Source organism: Phytobacter sp., from assembly GCF_059074235.1.
In genome coordinates this window covers 241,850-260,789 of the sequence record NZ_JCACPZ010000008.1, presented here as the reverse complement: position 1 = coordinate 260,789, position 18,940 = coordinate 241,850, and the positions used below count along the sequence as shown (strand labels likewise).

Annotated in this window: 18 protein-coding genes; 10 read left to right on the top strand and 8 right to left on the bottom strand. The window is 52.8% G+C overall.

Going from position 1 to position 18,940, the window contains the following annotated elements; all coding sequences use genetic code 11:
• Positions 1-193 precede the first annotated feature (193 nt).
• The 3 genes from dalD (at position 194) to AC5JPW_RS19070 (ending at position 4,401) form a co-directional block, all read left to right on the top strand.
• Complete coding sequence (gene dalD / locus AC5JPW_RS19080; RefSeq protein ID WP_494242691.1) at positions 194-1,591, top strand: D-arabinitol 4-dehydrogenase; 1,398 nt, start codon at positions 194-196, stop codon at positions 1,589-1,591.
• Between the two features lie 9 nt (positions 1,592-1,600).
• Positions 1,601-3,061, top strand: a complete 1,461-nt coding sequence (xylB, locus tag AC5JPW_RS19075) for a xylulokinase (protein ID WP_494242690.1) — start codon at positions 1,601-1,603, stop codon at positions 3,059-3,061.
• Between the two features lie 65 nt (positions 3,062-3,126).
• Positions 3,127-4,401, top strand: a complete 1,275-nt coding sequence (locus AC5JPW_RS19070; RefSeq protein ID WP_494242689.1) for an MFS transporter — start codon at positions 3,127-3,129, stop codon at positions 4,399-4,401.
• A 28-nt stretch (positions 4,402-4,429) separates the two neighbouring features.
• On the opposite strand, the gene AC5JPW_RS19065 is transcribed toward AC5JPW_RS19070, so the two are convergent.
• The 4 genes from AC5JPW_RS19065 to yfcG all read right to left on the bottom strand — a co-directional run bounded on the left by AC5JPW_RS19065 (position 4,430) and on the right by yfcG (position 6,975).
• Positions 4,430-4,930, bottom strand: a complete 501-nt coding sequence (locus AC5JPW_RS19065; protein ID WP_494242688.1) for a GNAT family N-acetyltransferase — start codon at positions 4,928-4,930, stop codon at positions 4,430-4,432.
• Between the two features lie 80 nt (positions 4,931-5,010).
• Positions 5,011-5,904, bottom strand: coding sequence for a TIGR01777 family oxidoreductase (locus AC5JPW_RS19060; RefSeq protein WP_494242687.1), 894 nt, complete (start codon positions 5,902-5,904; stop codon positions 5,011-5,013).
• Positions 5,905-5,922: 18 nt separating this feature from the next.
• Positions 5,923-6,285: a dihydroneopterin triphosphate 2'-epimerase gene (folX, locus tag AC5JPW_RS19055; protein WP_494242686.1), complete on the bottom strand. Its 363-nt coding sequence runs from the start codon at positions 6,283-6,285 to the stop codon at positions 5,923-5,925.
• 60 nt (positions 6,286-6,345) lie between these two features.
• Positions 6,346-6,975, bottom strand: a complete 630-nt coding sequence (gene yfcG, locus AC5JPW_RS19050; RefSeq protein ID WP_494243873.1) for a GSH-dependent disulfide bond oxidoreductase — start codon at positions 6,973-6,975, stop codon at positions 6,346-6,348.
• 131 nt (positions 6,976-7,106) lie between these two features.
• On the opposite strand from yfcG, the gene yfcF reads away from it, so the two are divergent.
• The 3 genes from yfcF to yfcD are packed head-to-tail and all read left to right on the top strand — an operon-like array spanning position 7,107 to position 8,925.
• Positions 7,107-7,751, top strand: coding sequence for a glutathione transferase (yfcF, locus tag AC5JPW_RS19045; protein WP_494242685.1), 645 nt, complete (start codon positions 7,107-7,109; stop codon positions 7,749-7,751).
• A 14-nt stretch (positions 7,752-7,765) separates the two neighbouring features.
• Positions 7,766-8,317 carry a phosphodiesterase gene (gene yfcE / locus AC5JPW_RS19040; RefSeq protein WP_494242684.1) on the top strand — a complete coding sequence of 184 codons (552 nt, stop codon included), beginning with the start codon at positions 7,766-7,768 and terminating at the stop codon, positions 8,315-8,317.
• 53 nt (positions 8,318-8,370) lie between these two features.
• A complete protein-coding gene (yfcD, locus tag AC5JPW_RS19035; RefSeq protein WP_494242683.1) occupies positions 8,371-8,925 on the top strand; it encodes an NUDIX hydrolase YfcD in 555 nt (184 codons plus the stop codon).
• A 120-nt stretch (positions 8,926-9,045) separates the two neighbouring features.
• Here the strand turns inward: yfcD and pta are convergent, their stop codons facing one another.
• Both pta and ackA read right to left on the bottom strand, forming a co-directional pair.
• On the bottom strand, positions 9,046-11,184 hold the full coding sequence (gene pta / locus AC5JPW_RS19030; protein ID WP_494242682.1) for a phosphate acetyltransferase: 2,139 nt from the start codon (positions 11,182-11,184) through the stop codon (positions 9,046-9,048).
• A 74-nt stretch (positions 11,185-11,258) separates the two neighbouring features.
• On the bottom strand, positions 11,259-12,461 hold the full coding sequence (gene ackA, locus AC5JPW_RS19025) for an acetate kinase (protein WP_494242681.1): 1,203 nt from the start codon (positions 12,459-12,461) through the stop codon (positions 11,259-11,261).
• Between the two features lie 336 nt (positions 12,462-12,797).
• Here ackA and yfbV point away from each other — a divergent pair, with 336 nt between their 5' ends.
• The 4 genes from yfbV to AC5JPW_RS19005 all read left to right on the top strand — a co-directional run bounded on the left by yfbV (position 12,798) and on the right by AC5JPW_RS19005 (position 16,411).
• A complete protein-coding gene (gene yfbV, locus AC5JPW_RS19020; protein WP_494242680.1) occupies positions 12,798-13,253 on the top strand; it encodes a terminus macrodomain insulation protein YfbV in 456 nt (151 codons plus the stop codon).
• A gap of 85 nt (positions 13,254-13,338) precedes the next feature.
• Positions 13,339-13,833, top strand: a complete 495-nt coding sequence (locus AC5JPW_RS19015) for a YfbU family protein (RefSeq protein ID WP_494242679.1) — start codon at positions 13,339-13,341, stop codon at positions 13,831-13,833.
• Positions 13,826-14,503: a sugar phosphatase gene (locus AC5JPW_RS19010; protein ID WP_494242678.1), complete on the top strand. Its 678-nt coding sequence runs from the start codon at positions 13,826-13,828 to the stop codon at positions 14,501-14,503. The genes AC5JPW_RS19015 and AC5JPW_RS19010 overlap by 8 nt, the downstream gene beginning before the upstream one ends.
• Positions 14,504-14,578: 75 nt before the next feature.
• Entirely contained in the window at positions 14,579-16,411 is a 1,833-nt protein-coding gene (locus AC5JPW_RS19005) for an SLC13 family permease (RefSeq protein ID WP_494242677.1), read from the top strand.
• 40 nt (positions 16,412-16,451) lie between these two features.
• On the opposite strand, the gene yfbR is transcribed toward AC5JPW_RS19005, so the two are convergent.
• Together yfbR and alaA are read right to left on the bottom strand one after the other, a co-directional pair.
• Complete coding sequence (gene yfbR / locus AC5JPW_RS19000) at positions 16,452-17,051, bottom strand: 5'-deoxynucleotidase (RefSeq protein ID WP_494242676.1); 600 nt, start codon at positions 17,049-17,051, stop codon at positions 16,452-16,454.
• A gap of 80 nt (positions 17,052-17,131) precedes the next feature.
• Positions 17,132-18,346: an alanine transaminase AlaA gene (gene alaA, locus AC5JPW_RS18995; RefSeq protein WP_494242675.1), complete on the bottom strand. Its 1,215-nt coding sequence runs from the start codon at positions 18,344-18,346 to the stop codon at positions 17,132-17,134.
• Between the last annotated feature and the right edge of the window lie 594 nt (positions 18,347-18,940).

The following is an 18,940-nucleotide window of genomic DNA, read 5'->3' as shown; positions in this document are numbered from 1 at the left end:
ATCCCCAAATGTTCTGCTGACATTGTACGCGCAATGGGCAGATTAATAAAAATGGGCAAATGTACTTTTTAAGGGCAAAAGCTATTTTCGTGAGGATCATCGCAGAACGATCCTGCATCCGACAACTAACATACGCTCAACAAACGGGCATAAGCCCGTTAAACAATCAAATGCTCATATTAAGGTGATGATTATGTCCGAGAAGAAAGCGGTGTGGATGCATATTGGTGCCGGGTCGTTCCATCGTGCTCATCAGGCGTGGTATTTGCACAAATTACTGGAACAAGGGGATGGCCGCTGGAGCATCGCGCTGGGGAATATTCGCGATGATGCCAATGCGCTGCTCGCAAGCCTTGCCGCCCAGAACGGAGAATACGTGCTGGAAACCGTCTCCCCGGAGGGAGAGCGTGCGTACGAAACCATCACCTCCATTCGCAAGGTGCTGCCATGGGACAGTGAGATTAGCGCGCTGGTGCAACAAGGTGCTGATGCGCAGACCCGCGTCATTGCCTTCACCGTCACCGAAAGCGGCTACTACCTGACCCCGGAACATGAGCTGGATGAACAACAGGCTGATGTGAAAGCGGATTTGCAGGGAGGCATCCGCACGCTTTATGGCGCACTGACCCGTATTCTGAAAGCACGTATTGCGGCACATGGCGAACCGGTGACCTTACTGAACTGCGATAACCTGCGCCACAACGGCGAGCGTTTCCGTCATGGTTTCCTCTCCTTCCTGCAGGCCAAAGGTGAAACGGAACTTCATGCCTGGGTAAGTGCTCACACGACCTCTCCGAACACCATGGTTGACCGTATTACCCCGCGCCCGACCCCGGATGTGGCAGAGCGCGTTCTGGCGGCAACCGGGAAAAAAGATGCGGTGCCAGTGATGGGCGAATCCTTTATTCAGTGGGTGATTGAGGATGATTTCATTAATGGCCGCCCGGCACTTGAAAACGTGGGTGTGGAGTTGGTGGACTCCGTGCTGCCGTGGGAAGAGGCGAAAATCCGCATTCTTAACGCTACCCATAGCTGTATTGCCTGGGCGGGCACGCTGATTGGTTTGAGCTATATCGATGACAGTACCCGTCAGAGCGCCATTCGTCAGATGGCCTGGGAGTATGTTTCTCGCGATGTGATCCCGTCTCTGACCCCAAGCCCACTGGATTTGGCGCAATACCGCGACGTGGTGCTCGCGCGCTTCAGTAACCCGTACATTAAAGACACTAACCAGCGTGTGGCGGCTGATGGTTTATCAAAAATTCCGGGCATGGTCACGCCAACGCTTGTCGAATGCTACAAACGCGGTGAAGCGCCAACGGCAACTGCCGTGCTGCCCGCACTCTTCTTCCAGTTCCTCAAACGCTGGGCCGATGGTTCTCTGCCTTACACCTATCAGGATGGTGTGATGCAGCCTGATGCCGTACGCGCAGTCTTTGACGCCGAAGACCCGCTTGCCGTCTGGGCCGCTGATGAGGCGCTCTTTGCCGAGCTGGCAACCTCTGCGGAGTTCCTCTCGCTATTGCGCCGTACCGTCGCAGAGCTGGAGCAGTGGCTGAAGCAACCTGAATCGCAACTGGCGGCAGTGTAAGGAGGCGCTATGTATCTGGGCATCGATATTGGAACCTCAGAATTAAAGGCGCTGCTGATCGACACCGACGGCATGATTGTCGCCTCGGCGCATGCCGCGCTGACCGTGCAGCGCCCACACCCGCACTGGGCTGAGCAGGATCCACAGGCCTGGTGGCTGGCATGTGGCCGTGTGGTGGCTGAACTGCGTCAACAGCATCCGCAACAGTGGGCTGCCATTCGGGCGATAGGCCTGTCGGGCCAGATGCACGGTGCCGTGCTGCTGGACGGTGACCACAATGTGCTGCGCCCGTGCATTTTATGGAATGACACCCGCAGTGCTGCCGAGTGTGAGTGGCTGAGCAGGCACCATCCGGAAATGATGGCAATCAGCGGCAACATGATCATGCCGGGCTTTACCGCACCCAAGCTGGTGTGGGTCGCCCGCCACGAGCCGGAGATTTTCAGTCAGGTGGCAAAGGTGCTGTTGCCAAAAGATTACCTGCGCTGGCGTTTAACCGGGGAGTTTGTCAGCGATCCGTCCGATGCCGCCGGCACCTTATGGCTGGATGTGGCAAAACGCGACTGGTCTGACGAACTGCTGGCGATGACCGATCTCAAGCGCAGCCAGATGCCTGCGCTGGTGGAGGGCAGTGAATCCAGCGGCCAACTTCGCGCCGCACTGGCGACGGAGTGGGGCTTAAGTTCTTCCGTGGTAGTGGCGGGCGGTGGCGGCGATAACGCCACCTCTGCGGTCGGCGTGGGGGCGGTGGCTCCAGGCGATGCGTTTATTTCGTTGGGTACTTCCGGGGTGATTTTTGTGGTCAACGATGCCCTGCAGGCCGATCCAGATTCCGGCGTGCATGCCTTCTGCCACGCATTGCCGGGCCGCTGGCATCAGATGAGCGTAATGCTGAGCGCGGCAAGCTGCCTGCGCTGGGCCTGCAATCTGCTTTCGGTGACTGAAAGTCAGCTAATGGAAGAGATTGCCCAACTCACTGACGATGAGCTCAAGCGCGCACCCGTCTTTCTGCCTTATTTGTCAGGCGAGCGTACGCCGCATAACGATCCGCTGGCGGCGGGAAGCTTCTTCAATCTGCGTCATGAAACCAGCCGCGCACTGCTGGGGTATGCAGTGATTGAAGGGGTCACCTTCGGTCTGGCTGATGGTCTGAATGTGCTGGGGAATGCCAACATCACCCAGTGCAGCCTGACAGGTGGAGGTGCACGCAGCAGCGTGTGGGCGCAACTGATTGCCGATGTGCTGGACATCCCGATGGTTACTCACCCGGCCAGCTCCTCTGGCGCGCTGGGGGCAGCACGCCTGGCTTGGCTGGCCGACGGCGGCGATGAGGCGCAGGTATGCCTTAAACCTCCAGTAGTGGCTCGCTACACGCCGCAGCCTGAACGGGCTGACTGGCTGGCGAAACGGCTGGCGCTATTCCGTTTGCTCTACCAACAACAACAGGCAGCGCGCTCGCTGCTGCCGTAATCCTTCTGCCCCGACCTCTGTACCGTCGTCGGGGCGCCTCTCCCGGCTTATAAAGGAAGATTGTGATGCAATCTCAACAATACTGGTTTGGTTTACCGAAAAATCTGCTCTGGGGATTTGTGGCTATCGCGATTTTTATGGCAGGCGATGGTTTTGAAATGGCTTTCTTATCTAAACATATTACTGATATGGGCTTTACGCCAGCACAGTCTGCGCTGGTCTTCACGCTGTATGGTCTTGCGGCGGCGCTGGCGGCCTGGGCCTCCGGCGTGGTAGCCGAGCTGATTACCCCCCAACGGGCAATGACCATCGGCTGCGTGCTGTGGGTCATTATGCATGCGCTCTTTATGTCGATGGGGCTGGGAATGCGTAACTACCCGCTGATGCTGCTGTTCTACGGTATCCGTGGGCTGGCCTACCCGATGTTTATTTATTCCTTCATGCTGATGCTGGTCCAGGTGCTGCCGCGCCCCAATCTGGCGGCGGCAACCGGTTGGTTCTGGGCGATGTACTCCATCGGCATCGGCGTGGTGGGGAGCTACCTGCCGAGCCTGACCATCCCGATATTTGGTGAAACGGGCACTCTGTGGTTTGCCATTGTCTGGGTGGCGTGCGGTGGACTGCTGGCGTACTTCAGCCTGCGCAATGTACCGGTGGATCGCTCTCGCGTTAATCTGCCGCTGCGCGATAAGATGACCGAGCTTTCCCGTGCAGGTACTATTCTGTTTACCAACCGCGACATTTTCTATGCCTGCCTGATTCGCATCATCAACACCCTGTCGCTGTTTGGTTTTGCCATTGTCATGCCGTTGCTGTTTGTCGACCGGTTGGGCTTTAGCATCTCCGAATGGCTGCAAATCTGGGCGGTGTTCTTCTTCGTCACCATCTTTACCAATATCTTCTGGGGGATTGCCGGGGAGTATATTGGTTGGATCCGTCAGGTGCGCTGGTTTGGCTGCCTGGGGATGGCGATTTCCAGCCTGACGTTCTACTACCTGCCGGTTTATGCCGGGCATAACTTCGCGGTTGCGCTGATTCCGGCGGTGATGCTGGGGATTTTTGTGGCGGCATTTGTGCCGATGACGGCGGTCTTCCCGACGCTCGAACCCCATCACAAAGGCGCGGCGGTCTCAATTTATAACCTCTCTGCGGGGATGAGTAACTTCGTTGCCCCGGCTATCGCCTCAGCACTGCTGCCGTTCTTCGATATCGTGGGCGTGGTGTGGGCCTACACCGGGTTGTACATCTTTGCCGGTGTGCTGACGTTTATCATCAAGGTGCCGCAGCCGAAGCGTGTTCCGCAAAACCGGGTGGCAAAAGAGGCAGAGCAAAGCGTGTAAGCCTTTCAGGGCGCAGTGACGCTGCGCCTTAGTTCTCTTTTACCAGCCGATACACCCAGTCATCATGAGCCACGCCGTTCAGGGTGAATGCCTTTTCCAGCGCCTGTACACGTCTGAACCCCAGTTTTTCGAGTACCCGTACCGATCCCTGATTCTCTGCCAGCACCCAGGCATTCAACGCAGTCACAGCGGTCTGGCTGAAGGCATAATCCCGTAGGGCGGTCAGCGCTTCGCTGGCATAACCTTTTCCCTGGGCAAAAGGTGCGATGGAATAACCGACATCGGCTTCCTGTGGGTTTTGCGTGCTGATTTGCAGACCAATATCGCCCAGCGCTTCACCTGAACTATCACGGATGATGAGGGCATTTTCATCATTCTGACGGGCGGTAAACAGGGTACGGATATCGTACTCAATCGCAACGTCACCCATAAAACGCATGATGTCCGGGCTTTGACGTAAGGCGAGGAAAAAGGTCCAGTCGGCCTCGGTAAATGGGGAGAGGGTCAGACGCGGAGTGCTTAATATCATGAAGAATGCAGTCCTTCCGGTGAACAGCGTAGTAGCTTAGCACCGGAAGGGGATGGATAAATACCTTAAATTGGGGGGGATTACCCCACCACATTTTGCAACGCTTCTTCCAGATCAAACCAGCGGAAGGCAAAACCCGACGCTTCCAGCCGTTTAGGCAAGGCGCGCTGGCCGCCAAGTACTAACACTGCGGATTCCCCCATCATCAGGCGTACGGCGGTGGCCGGGGCACGAAAGATGGTCGGGCGATTCAGCACATGCCCCAGCGAGTGGGCAAACTGCTCGTTACGGACCGGGTAGGGGGAAACCATGTTGAACGGGCCACGCAGATCGTTATTCAGCAACCAGATAATGCCGTTGGCCATGTCATCGATATGGATCCATGCCATATATTGACGTCCATTACTGACTGGCCCGCCCAGCCCAAGACGGAACAGCGGCAGCATTTTGGCAAGAATCCCTCCCTGAGGCGAGAAGACGACGCCAGTGCGCAGCAGACAGACCCTCGTGCGATCGCTCTGAGCCCCACAGGCAATTTGCTCCCAGCGGGCACACAACTTATGGGTAAATTCATTGTGCGGTGGTTCATCTTCGTTCACCACCACTTCGCCCAGGTCACCGTAATAGCCGACGGCGGAGCCAGAAATCAGCACCTCCGGTGGGTTGTCACTGGCAAGGGTGAGGTCCACCAGTTTTTGGGTAATTGACCAGCGGCTATCACACAATCGCTGCTTTTGCTCTTCCGTCCAGCGTTTATCGGCAATAGGCTCACCCGCCAGATTAATCACTGCACTGAAGTCGTTAAGGTTATTCAGTCCATCCAGCCCTTCGAGGACGGTGACTCGGGCACCCAGGGTCTGTTGCGCTTTGACCGGATTACGCGTTACCACGGTGACAGCGTGGCCGAGTTCTTGCAGACGCGGAATCAAAAAACGGCCAATCAGGCCGGTACCGCCGGTAATCAGAATCTTCATGCAACCTCCCGGTTGCGCTTAACGTCGCCAGCTCATGGTCATCGATACCGAGTCGGCATAACGCAGCGCGTGAAGTTTATCGATCTCCACCTCAGCATATGTGACCCAATGATGTTCGCGTGCGATATCCAGCACATCCTGAGTTAATTTTTCCAGCAACGAGAAGCGGTTACTTTCAACGTGCTGAATAATGCTCTTCGTAATGGTGCGATAATTCAGCGCATCATTGATGTCTTCGCTGGCGCGGGCCTTGTCGGCAGGGTAGTGAATGACAACATTGATAACGATATCCTGGCGGTTAACGACCTCTTCTTCTTTGATACCAATAAAAGTGCGCAGGCGCAGGTTCTTAATTCGAATAATGGCGTCTGGTTGTGACATTGCGAAATTTCCTGAACGGGGAAAATTACCCATGATACACGAGGAAACCCGGTGCGTTTGTCAGATCTGCTGTGCTTTCTGCATGGCGCGTTCGGTCGCTGGACGTGTACGAACCCGTTCAAACCAGTTGAATACCGCCGGGTAGTTATCCAGCGCAATTCGCTGGCGACGGTAGGCGTTAATCCAGGGCCATGCGGAGATATCAGCGATGCTGTAATGTTCACCCGCAAGCCAGGGGGCACTCTCCAGGCGCTTATTCAAAACACTGTACAGACGCTGGGTTTCTACCTGATACCGTTCGATAGCGTAGGGAATCTGTTGCGGGGCGACGTTGTTAAAATGGTGATTTTGCCCCAGCATCGGGCCGAGGCCACCTACCTGCCAGAACAGCCACTGGAGTGTTGTATGTCGTTCACGAAGTTCACCGCTGAGCAGTTTTCCCGTCTTCTCTGCGAGATAAAGCAGAATGGCGCCAGACTCAAACAGATTGATGGGCGGGCCACCGTCAACGGGGGCATGGTCGATAATGGCGGGGATTTTATTGTTCGGTGAAATCGCCAGAAATTCCGGGTTGAACTGTTCACCTTTACTGAGATCGACACGGATTAATCGACAGGCAAGTTCGACTTCTTCCAGAAACAGAATGATTTTCTGACCATTTGGAGTTGGGGCATAAAAGAGATCTATCATCATGACTCCCGTTTTTCGGGTTATTCTCTCTTTGAGTATAGGTCTTACATCTGATGTGTGAGTTTTCATCAAGTGACAGTTTTAACAAGACGTTATATTTTGTTGAAAAACCTAATCGTTGAGAGGATGTCATGAGCGAACCGACAATAACCTTATGGTCAGATTCGAATTTTTTCTCCCCGTATGTCATGGCGGTTTACGTCGCATTGCATGAAAAAGGTTTACCCTTCTCTCTGAAAACCGTCGACCTTGATAAAGGCGAAAATAACCAAAATAACTGGCGAGGTTACAGCCTGACACGGCGTGTGCCGGTGCTGGAAATTGACGGTTTTGAGCTCAGTGAATCGTCGGCTATCACGGAATACCTGGAAGAGCGCTTTGCGCCGCCAGAGTATGAGCGCATCTATCCCCATGACCTGCAAAAACGCGCCCGTGCGCGTCAAATACAGGCGTGGATCCGCAGTGATTTGATGCCCATTCGTGAAGAGCGCGGAACAGATGTTATTTTTGCCGGTGCAAAAAAAGCTCCCCTGTCCCCCGGGGGACGTGAGGCAGTCGCCAAACTCAGTGCTATTGCGGGGGAGCTTCTTTCTCACGGTAAACCCAATCTGTTTGGTGAATGGTGTATTGCCGACGCCGATCTTGCGTTGATGCTCAATCGCCTGGTGATGCACGGGGATGATGTGCCGGAGTTGTTAGCGAATTACGCAACCTTCCAGTGGCAGCGTTCTTCGGTGCAGCGTTATGTTGCGCTCTCCGCAAAACGGGCAGGCTAAGAAGAGGTAAGACAATGAAACTGATGTTCGCATCGGACATCCACGGCTCTCTCCCGGCGACTGAACGCGTGCTGGAGTTATTTGCACAAAGCGGTGCTCAGTGGCTGGTTATCCTTGGCGATGTGTTATATCACGGCCCACGGAACGCGCTGCCGGAAGGGTACGCCCCGGCACAGGTCGCCGAGCGTCTCAATGAACTGGCCTCACGGATTATTGCCGTGCGCGGTAACTGCGACAGTGAAGTGGACCAGATGCTGTTGCATTTTCCCATCACGGCACCCTGGCAGCAGGTTTTGCTGCCCTCACAGCGTCTCTTTTTGACTCACGGTCATCTGTTTGGCCCGGATAACCTGCCGGCGCTGGCGCAGGGTGATGTGCTGGTCTATGGTCATACTCATCTGCCGGTTGCGGAAAAGCGGGGAGACATCTTCCACTTTAATCCTGGTTCCGTCAGCATCCCGAAAGGGGGCTTTGCGGCAAGCTACGGCCTGCTGGATGAAGGATTACTGAGCATAAAGGCACTCAATGATAATCGGGTTATTGCACAGGTCGCGATTAATCCGTAACTTACCGTTCAACTGAAAACGCGCCATAAGAGCGCCATGAAGAGACATTCCTGATGGTGGAACAGAATCATTTAGCAGACACGGAGTGGGTGGATATTGTCAGCGAGGATAACGAAGTTATCGCTCAGGCTACCCGCCAGCAAATGCGCGCGCAGTGCCTGCGTCATCGTGCGACCTACATCGTTGTGCACGACGGCATGGGCAAGATCCTGGTTCAACGCCGAACTGAAACTAAAGACTTTATGCCGGGCATGTTGGATTGCACCGCAGGTGGTGTAGTTCAGGCGGATGAAGTCCTGCTGGAATCCGCACGTCGGGAAGCCGAAGAAGAACTTGGCATCGCAGGTGTCCCTTTTGCCGAACATGGCGTCTTCTACTACGAAGATGAACACTGTCGGGTGTGGGGGGGATTATTCAGCTGTGTTTCTCACGGGCCGTTCGCCCTGCAGGAAGAAGAGGTGAGTGAAGTCCACTGGATGACACCGGAAGATATTACCGCCCGTTGTGATGAGTTCACCCCGGATTCACTTAAAGCACTGGCGCTGTGGATGAGTCGTAACGCCAGCAACGACGCATCAAAACAAGAGAAGTCGGAAGCAGCAGAGTAAACGTTCGGCAGTTAATGCCTGTTCCTGGCAAGGAATAAAGAGCAACATTAAAAAAGGCGACCTCAAAGGTCGCCTTTTTGTTACCCGGTAAGGCAGAACCTTACCGGGCAAGCCATGTACTTACTGCTGGGAAGACTGAATTGCAGTCAGTGCGATGGTGTAGACGATATCGTCAACCAGTGCGCCACGGGACAGGTCGTTAACCGGTTTGCGCATGCCTTGCAGCATCGGCCCGATGGAGATCAGGTCGGCAGAACGCTGTACCGCTTTATAGGTGGTGTTACCGGTGTTCAGATCCGGGAAGATGAACACGGTAGCGCGACCTGCAACCGGAGAGTTCGGCGCTTTGGATTTCGCAACGTCAGCCATAACCGCAGCGTCATACTGCAACGGACCGTCGATAACCAGGTCAGGACGTTTTTCCTGTGCCAGACGGGTTGCTTCACGCACTTTCTCAACGTCGCTACCTGCACCAGAGTTACCGGTGGAGTAGGAGAGCATTGCAACGCGCGGCTCGATGCCGAAGGCAATCGCAGAGTCAGCGGACTGAATCGCGATTTCTGCCAGTTGTTCTGCAGTCGGATCCGGGTTGATCGCGCAGTCACCGTAAACGTAAACCTGTTCCGGCAGCAGCATGAAGAACACAGAAGATACCAGAGAACTACCTGGGGCAGTTTTGATCAGCTGCAGCGGCGGACGAATGGTGTTCGCAGTGGTGTGAACCGCACCGGAAACCAGACCATCAACTTCGTCCTGTTCCAGCATCAGGGTACCCAGAACAACGTTGTCTTCCAGTTGTTCACGGGCAACCGCTTCGGTCATGCCTTTGCTCTTACGCAGTTCAACCAGGCGAGCTACGTAGCTTTCACGTACCACTTCCGGATCAACGATTTCGATGCCTGAGCCCAGTTCTACGCCCTGTGCTGCGGCAACGCGGTTGATCTCTTCCGGGTTACCCAACAGTACGCAAGTCGCGATGCCGCGTTCAGCACAGATTGCTGCTGCTTTAACGGTACGCGGTTCGTCGCCTTCTGGCAGAACAACGCGTTTACCGGCTTTACGTGCCAGCTCAGTCAGCTGGTAACGGAAGGCTGGCGGAGACAGACGACGGCTACGCTCAGAGGTTGCGGTCAGAGACTCGATCCAGTCAGCGTTGATGTAGCTTGCAACGTATTCCTGAACTTTCTCAATACGCTCATGGTCATCAACCGGCACTTCCAGGTTGAAGCTTTGCAGGCTCAGAGAGGTCTGCCAGGTGTTGGTGTCAACCATGAATACCGGCAGGCCAGTCGCAAACGCGCGCTCACAGAGTTTGGCGACACGCGGGTCCATTTCATAGGCACCGGTCAACAGAACTGCACCAATTTCCACGCCGTTCATTGCGGCCAGACAGGCTGCAACCAGCACGTCAGGACGGTCTGCAGAGGTCACCAGCAGGGAGCCTGCGCGGAAGTGTTCCAGCATGTGCGGGATGCTACGTGCACAGAAGGTCACGGACTTCACGCGACGGGTATTGATTTCACCTTCGTTGACGATGGTTGCGTTTAAGTGACGCGCCATGTCGATTGCACGGGTGGCAATCAGGTCGAAGCTCCACGGTACCGCGCCCAGTACAGGCAGCGGGCTGGAGGCCGCCAGGTTTGCAGCATCAACTTTAATGATTTTCGCTTTAGAAGAATCATCAAAGATTTCTGACAGGTCAGGACGAGTACGGCCCTGATCATCAACCGGTGCGTTCAGTTTGTTAACGATTACGCCGGTGATGTTGGTGTTTTTCGCGCCGCCGAAGCTGCTGCGGGTCAGTTCGATACGTTCTTTCAGCTGTTCCTGAGTATCGGTGCCCTGAGACATTACGAACACGATTTCTGCGTTCAGGGTTTTAGCAATTTCAAAGTTCAGGGACTGTGCGAACTGGTGTTTACGGGTCGGGACCAGGCCTTCAACCAGTACCACTTCAGCGTCTTTGCTGTTCTCATGGTAGCGTGCGACGATCTCTTCCATCAGCACATCTTTCTGGTTGCTGGACAGCAGGGACTCAACATAGCTCATCTTCAACGGCTCTGCAGCTGGCAGGCCGGAGTTGGTGCGTACGATGGTGGTGGTCTGGTCTGGGGCATCGCCGCCAGCGCGTGGCTGAGCGATAGGTTTGAAGACGCTCAGACGAACGCCTTTACGTTCCATTGCACGGATAACGCCCAGGCTGACGCTGGTCAGACCGACGCTGGTTCCGGTTGGGATCAGCATGATAATACGGGACACGGTTAATCCTCTTCGTTACCGTCGTTTTAGACGGGTTACAAAACAGCACCGCCAGCTAAGCTGGCGGTGTGTAATCAGGCGGTCAGACGGCTCGCGTCTTGCGCGATGACCAGTTCTTCGTTAGTCGGGATAACGATAGCTGGACGGGTACCTTCTTTGTTGATGAAACCGGATTTGCCGAAGCGGGCAGCCAGGTTACGATCGTGATCAACTTCGAAGCCCAGAACGCCCAGTTTGCCCAGGGACAGTTCGCGAACCATTGCAGCGTTCTCACCGATACCACCGGTGAAGATCACGGCATCCAGACGACCATCCATCAGCGCAGTGTAAGAGCCGATATATTTCGCCAGACGGTGGCAGTAAACGTCCATTGCACGTTTAGCGTCTTCTTTGTCTTTGTAGTTATCTTCTACATAACGGCAGTCGCTGGTGACTTCGGTCAGACCCAGCAAGCCAGACTCTTTGGTCAGCATTTTGTTGATAGCTTCAACGCTCATGCCCAGAGTGTCATGCAGGTGGAAAATGATAGCCGGGTCGATATCACCAGAACGGGTACCCATTACCAGACCTTCCAACGGGGTCAGACCCATGGAGGTATCAACACATTCGCCGTTACGGATAGCAGAAACAGAACCGCCGTTACCCAAGTGACAGGTGATGATGTTCAGTTCGTTTACTGGCTTGTTCAGAACTTTTGCAGCTTCCTGGGTGACATAGAAGTGGCTGGTGCCGTGTGCGCCGTAACGACGAACACCGTGCTCTTTGTACAATTTGTACGGCAGAGCATAGAGGTAAGATTCTTCCGGCATGGTGGTATGGAATGCGGTGTCGAATACGGCAACGTTTTTGTCTTTCAGGTTAGGGAAAGATTTCAGCGCTTCGGCGATACCGATCAGGTGAGCCGGGTTGTGCAGCGGCGCAAATGATGCTGCATCTTTGATGCCCTGGATCACGGATTCGTCGATGATCACGGAGCTGGTGTATTTTTCGCCGCCGTGCACGATACGGTGACCGATCGCGGTGAGTTGTGCGGACAGTTCTGGTTTTTGTGCCAGAATAGTGTTAACGATAAAGTTCAGCGCTTCGCTGTGAGCGGCACCTGCACCTAAAGCCGCTTCTTGTTTACCACCGTCAATTTTCCATTTGATGCGTGCTTCAGGAAGATGGAAACATTCGGCTAAACCAGAAAGGAACTCTTCACCGTTGGCTGCATCGATGATGGCGAATTTCAGTGAGGAGCTACCGCAGTTCAGAACCAGTACTAACTTACTCGACATGGAAGTACCTATTTATGGATACGTGGCTAAAAAAACGTCAGTGAGTCTCTCAGCGTAGCGCATGATGAGGCTGACATTTATGATTAACATCATGCCGAACAAACTTTCTGGCATGATGAAAGAATACTTAAGATTTTATGTCATTTTGCTCAAATTACAGACAGTGGCATAATAGGCATAAATTTGACGATTGACCTGAGCTCGTCTACGGCCCTACAAGGCTGGCACAGGATACCTGATACGCAGTCCAATTGACAAAAAATTTTAACGTTGTCATAGACAGTTGTTGTTTTGCACAATTTTTTTAATTTTTATATGTGAAGTTGAGGTAAAGCCATGTCCAATTCAGAAAATCACCCTGTAAGTTTCTTTGGACTGTTTCGCCGGGGACAGCAATACGCGAAGACCTGGCCGATGGATAAACGCCTCGCGCCGATATTTGTTGAAGGTCGTGTCATACGCGCCACCCGCTACGCTATTCGTTTTATGCCACCCGTCGCGGTATTCACGCTTTGCTGGCAAATCGCTCTTGGCGGCCAACTTGGGCCGGCGATTGCCACCGCGCTCTTCGCACTGAGTCTGCCGATGCAGGGACTGTGGTGGTTGGGTAAACGTTCGGTCACACCGCTACCGCCTTCTATACTCCAGTGGTTCTACGAGGTGAGGGGGAAACTGCAAGAAGCAGGACAGGCTCTTTCCCCGGTTGAAGGGAAGCCTGATTATCAGGCGTTAGCTGACACGCTTAAGCGCGCCTTCAAACAACTCGATAAAACTTTTCTTGATGATTTGTAATTGAACCCGGATTACGCATATAAAAGAAGGCACATAGATTATGTGCCTCTTTTTTATTGCACCGACGTGCCCACAGGAGTTAACGATGGAAATGACCAATGCCCAACGACTGATTTTATCAAATCAGTACAAAATGATGACGATGATGGATCCTGCCAATGCGGAGCGCTATCGTCGTCTGCAGACTATCATTGAGCGTGGTTATGGTCTGCAAATGCGTGAACTGGACAGAGAGTTCGGTGAACTGAAGGAAGAAACTTGCCGCATTATCATCGACATCATGGAAATGTATCATGCGTTACATGTTTCCTGGGCCAACCTGAAAGAGGCGCAAACCATTGATGAGCGTCGCGTAACATTCCTGGGCTTTGATGCTGCGACAGAAGCACGTTACCTCGGTTATGTTCGCTTCATGGTTAATATTGAAGGGCGCTATACCCACTTTGATGCGGGGACGCACGGTTTTAATGCTCAGACCCCAATGTGGGAAAAATATCAGCGCATGCTGAATGTCTGGCACTCTTGCCCGCGTCAGTATCATCTGAGCTCGAACGAGATTAATCAGATTATTAATGCGTAAGGAGCATCGCGTGCAGTGCAAAGGATTTTTGTTTGACCTTGATGGTACCCTGGTGAACTCTCTGCCAGTTGTAGAACGCTCCTGGTGCGAATGGGCCGATCGTTTTGGTATCGCTCATGACGATGTATTGAATTTTATTCACGGCAAACAGGCGATCACCTCCTTGCGCCATTTCATGCCGGGTAAGTCTGAAGCGGAGATCATGGCGGAATTCACCCGTCTGGAAGAGATTGAAGCCAACGATACCGACGGCGTGGTGGCGTTACCAGGGGCGGTTGAGCTGCTTCACCATCTTAATGCGTCGCAGATCCCGTGGGCGATCGTAACTTCCGGTTCGATTCCAGTTGCACATGCCCGTCACCGTGCAGGTGGTTTACCGATGCCAGAAGTGTTTGTGACGGCAGAGCAGGTGGCGCGTGGCAAACCCGAACCAGACCCGTATCTGCTGGGGGCGAAGCTGCTTGGTCTCGCACCGGAAGAGTGTGTGGTGGTGGAAGATGCTTCTGCCGGCGTGCTTTCTGGCCTTGCGGCAAAATGCCATGTCATTGCGGTAAACGTGCCTGCTGATTCACCCCGGCTTGATGAGGTCGATTTTGTACTGACAAGACTGGACGAGCTCTCGGTGATTAAGCGAGACGATGGCCAGGCTGTTGTCACCCGAAAAGCCTGACACATGATTTAGCCCCGCATTGACGGGGCTTTTTTATGGCATGATTTATCACCCCATTTAAAACAAGGAAATGTTGTGAACGGTGAGCTGATTTGGGTCCTGTGCCTGTTGATGATTGCAGTTGTCCTCTTTGCAACGGGTAAAGTGCGGATGGACGCGGTGGCATTGCTGGTTATCGTCGCGTTTATCCTGAGTGGAACCCTGACAATGACGGAAGCTTTGTCCGGGTTTAGCGATCCCAACGTTATTCTGATTGGTGCACTGTTTATTATTGGCGAAGGGCTGGTCCGCACGGGGGTGGCAACCAGCATGGGGACCTGGCTGGTTAAAATGGCCGGTAGTAGCGAAATCAAAATGCTGGTGTTGCTGATGCTCACGGTGGCGGGCCTCGGCGCTTTCATGAGTTCAACTGGCGTGGTGGCTATTTTTATCCCGGTTGTCCTGAGTGTGTCGATGCGAATGCAAATTTCGCCCTCTCGCCTGATGATGCCACTGAGCTTCGCCGGGCTTATCAGCGGTATGATGACGCTGGTGGCGACGCCGCCCAACCTGGTGATTAATAGTGAGTTACTGCGTGAGGGGCTGGCAGGGTTTAGCTTTTTCAGCGTAACCCCGCTTGGGCTCGTCATTCTCGTCATAGGCATCATTTATATGTTGCTAATGCGTTTTATGCTGAAAGGGGAGAAGGAAGAGCATCAACGCGATGGCTGGAAACGGCGCACCTTCCGCGATCTTATTAAAGAATACCATCTCACCGGGCGCGCCCGTCGACTCGCAATCCGTCCCGGCTCGCCGTTGATCGGGCAACGCCTGGATGACCTCAAACTGCGTGAGCGCTATGGTGCTAACGTTATCGGCCTTGAACGTTGGCGGCGCTTTCGTCGCGTGATTGTTAACGTCAACGGTGTATCGGAATTTCGCGCTCGCGATGTATTGCTGATTGATATGTCAGCGGCTGATGTTGACCTACGTGAGTTTTGTGCTGAACAACTGCTGGAGCCGATGATCCTGCGCGGTGAATATTTTTCTGACCAGGCGCTGGATGTGGGCATGGCAGAAGTCTCACCGATGCCGGAGTCAGAAATGCTTGGTAAGACGGTGAGAGAAATTGGCTTTCGTAGCCGCTATGGCGTCAATGTGGTGGGATTTAAGCGTGATGGTGTTGCTAAATCGGGCGTGGTGGTTGATGAACCACTACAACTTGGCGACATCATTCTCGTGGTCGGTAACTGGAAGCTGATTGGGCAGCTGAGTCAGACCGGGCGTGATTTTCTGGTGCTGAATATGCCTGTTGAAGAGAGTGCTGTCTCGCCAGCACACAGCCAGGCGCCGCATGCTGTGTTTTGTCTGGTGTTAATGGTTGCACTTATGCTAACGGATGAAATTCCTAATCCAGTTGCAGCCATTGTTGCTTGCCTGCTGATGGGAAAATTTCGTTGTATTGATGCTGAAAGTGCTTACAAAGCAATTCACTGGCCGAGCATTATTTTGATCGTCGGAATGATGCCTTTTGCGCTGGCTTTGCAGAAAACCGGTGGCGTCGATTTAGTCGTGAAGTGGTTGCTTGAATTTGGCGGTGGTTACGGACCCTATATGATGCTGATCTGTCTGTTTGCCATGTGTTCAACCATTGGGCTGTTTATATCGAATACGGCAACGGCGGTACTGATGGCGCCGATTGCGCTGGCGACGGCAAAATCGATGGGTGTGTCGCCGTATCCTTTTGCCATGGTGGTGGCGATGGCGGCCTCCGCGGCATTTATGACACCCGTCTCTTCACCCGTCAACACGCTGGTGCTTGGACCGGGTAATTACCAGTTCAGTGATTTTGTAAAAATAGGCGTGCCTTTTACCTTGCTGGTGATGGTGGTTTGCGTTTTGCTTATCCCGATTCTTTTTCCATTCTGAATGTTTTCCCTCTCCATTGGGAGAGGGAAGTGATGCGCATTTACAATGGTGAGTCCTGACTTATTTCGTCGAGCGATAAATGGAAGCTTGGCACGAATACTTGCATAAAATAGTCCATTTCCTGGCTGCGTCTGGCTTCAAGAGTCTTTTCAAGACGTGTTTTTGCCAGGCGAAATTCATTATTTCCCGCAGACAATTCCTCAAGACATTTAAGATAAGCACACAAAGCATCTGCTTGTTTAACGATCAATTTTTCTTCAGCGCTGTAATTATGTTCGTCAATCAACGGAGAGAATATATCGCGTAACTCCTCAGGAACCATTTCTACCAGTTTCTGTTGCGCGATTTTTTCTATCGCTTTGTATTCCTGGGCTATCTGCGAGTTAAAGTATTTAACTGGTGTGGGTAAATCACCGGTAAGAACTTCAGATGCATCGTGGTACATCGCCAACAGGGCAATACGTTCTGCGTTAAGGCTACCACCGAACTTACGGTTTTTTATGGCGGCGAGTGCATGGGCGACCATGGCAACCTGCAGGCTATGCTCTGAGACATTCTCAGTGCGAACGTTGCGCATCAGGGGCCAGCGATTAATAAGTTTGAGGCGGGACAGGTGGGCGAAGAAGTGACTCTGACTCATAAATGACCTTGTCTGTAACAGCGACGGTGGGTCATTGTGCGCAGAGTACGGGGGAAGATGCAAATCCTCCCCCGCTGCTATTACTGGTGGTAACCGGAGAGGAATCGTTCGAAACGGGTAATCGACATTTCCAGGTCATCAATGCGTGGAAGGGTCACAATACGTACGTGATCCGGCCACGGCCAGTTAAAGGCAGTACCTTGAACTAACAGCACTTTCTCCTGTAACAGGAAGTCCAGCACCATTTTTTGGTCATCGTGAATATTGAAGCGCTTGGCATCAATTTTCGGGAACATATACAGCGCACCTTGCGGTTTAACGCAGGAAACGCCCGGAATTTCATTGAGCAATTCCCAGGCACGGTTACGCTGCTCATAGAGTCGGCCGCCTGGCACAATAAATTCACTGATGCTCTGATAACCGCCAATTGCCGTCTGAATCGCGTGCTGCGCGGGTACGTTGGCACAAAGACGCATTGAAGCCAGCATCTCCAGACCTTCGATATAGCCTTTGGCGTGTTTCTTCGGTCCGCTGAGAACCATCCAGCCCTGGCGGAAACCGGCTACTCGGTAGGTTTTTGACAGACCGTTAAAGGTGATGGTGAACAGATCCGGTGCCAGCGTGGCAATAGAGTGGTGTTCGGCTTCATCATAAAGAATCTTGTCGTAAATCTCGTCGGCAAAGATGATGAGATTATGCTGACGCGCAATCTCGACAATCTCCATCAACAACTCTTTCGAGTAAACCGCACCGGTCGGGTTGTTCGGGTTGATGATGACAATACCGCGAGTTCGTGGGGTAATTTTGGCGCGAATGTCGTCCAGATCCGGGAACCAGCCTGCGGATTCATCGCACAGGTAATGCACGGCTTTGCCACTTGACAGCGATACGGCGGCTGTCCAGAGCGGGTAGTCGGGGGCCGGGACCAGCATTTCGTCGCCACTGTTCAGCAGGGCCTGCATCGACTGTACAATAAGCTCGGATACACCGTTGCCGATGTAAATATCTTCAACAGTGACGTCGCGCATACCGCGCGCCTGATAGTGCTGCATGATGGCTTTGCGAGCAGAGTACAGTCCTTTTGAGTCGCAATAGCCCTGTGCGGTCGGTAAATTGCGAATCACATCGACCAGAATCTCATCGGGTGCTTCAAAGCCGAAGGGGGCGGGGTTGCCGATATTTAACTTAAGTACTTTATTGCCTTCTTCTTCAAGGCGTTTTGCCTCTTTAAGTACCGGCCCACGGATGTCGTAACAGACGTTGTCTAACTTACTGGATTTTTCGATGGAGGACATGAACTTTAGACCTTTTAGCTGTGAATGCCACTCCCTGCCGTGGAAGTCAGCACCGAATAATGTACTCCCACAGCGGCGGGTTTTGAAGGGTGAGCAGGAGAAGATTTTGCCTTAACCGCATCGCATTTCACGTTTTTTAAACTGGATTTGTTGCTTAAACCTCTATCTTTTTAGGGTAAAACACTGTAATTCAGTGATTACATTCAGTATCTAAATTTTGTTGCGAATTTTATGCTAAAAAGAGGCGAGTATTCAGTGTGCGGTAGAATCCTGGCGATACTGTAATCAGTCTTCTGAACGTTCGTGCTGAGGTTGAGAGTAGATAAAGTAAGAAATCATCATCTACAACCGACTAATCTGTAAGAGCATTGTTAAGTATTATTAATAGATAGCAGTATTCAATTTTTATGTATATTTAATATTGCGAATGGTAACGATGACTAACTCTAATATTAATAAGATTAAGTAGCTCGCGAGATAATTTTATGCATCAGATTAATCGCAATAGTGCTTATAAATATAATGGTTTTAGGTTAAAATGCCGATCGGAAATGGTACAGAAGAGAGCCCCCGCTTGCTTTGTGGACTATTTCT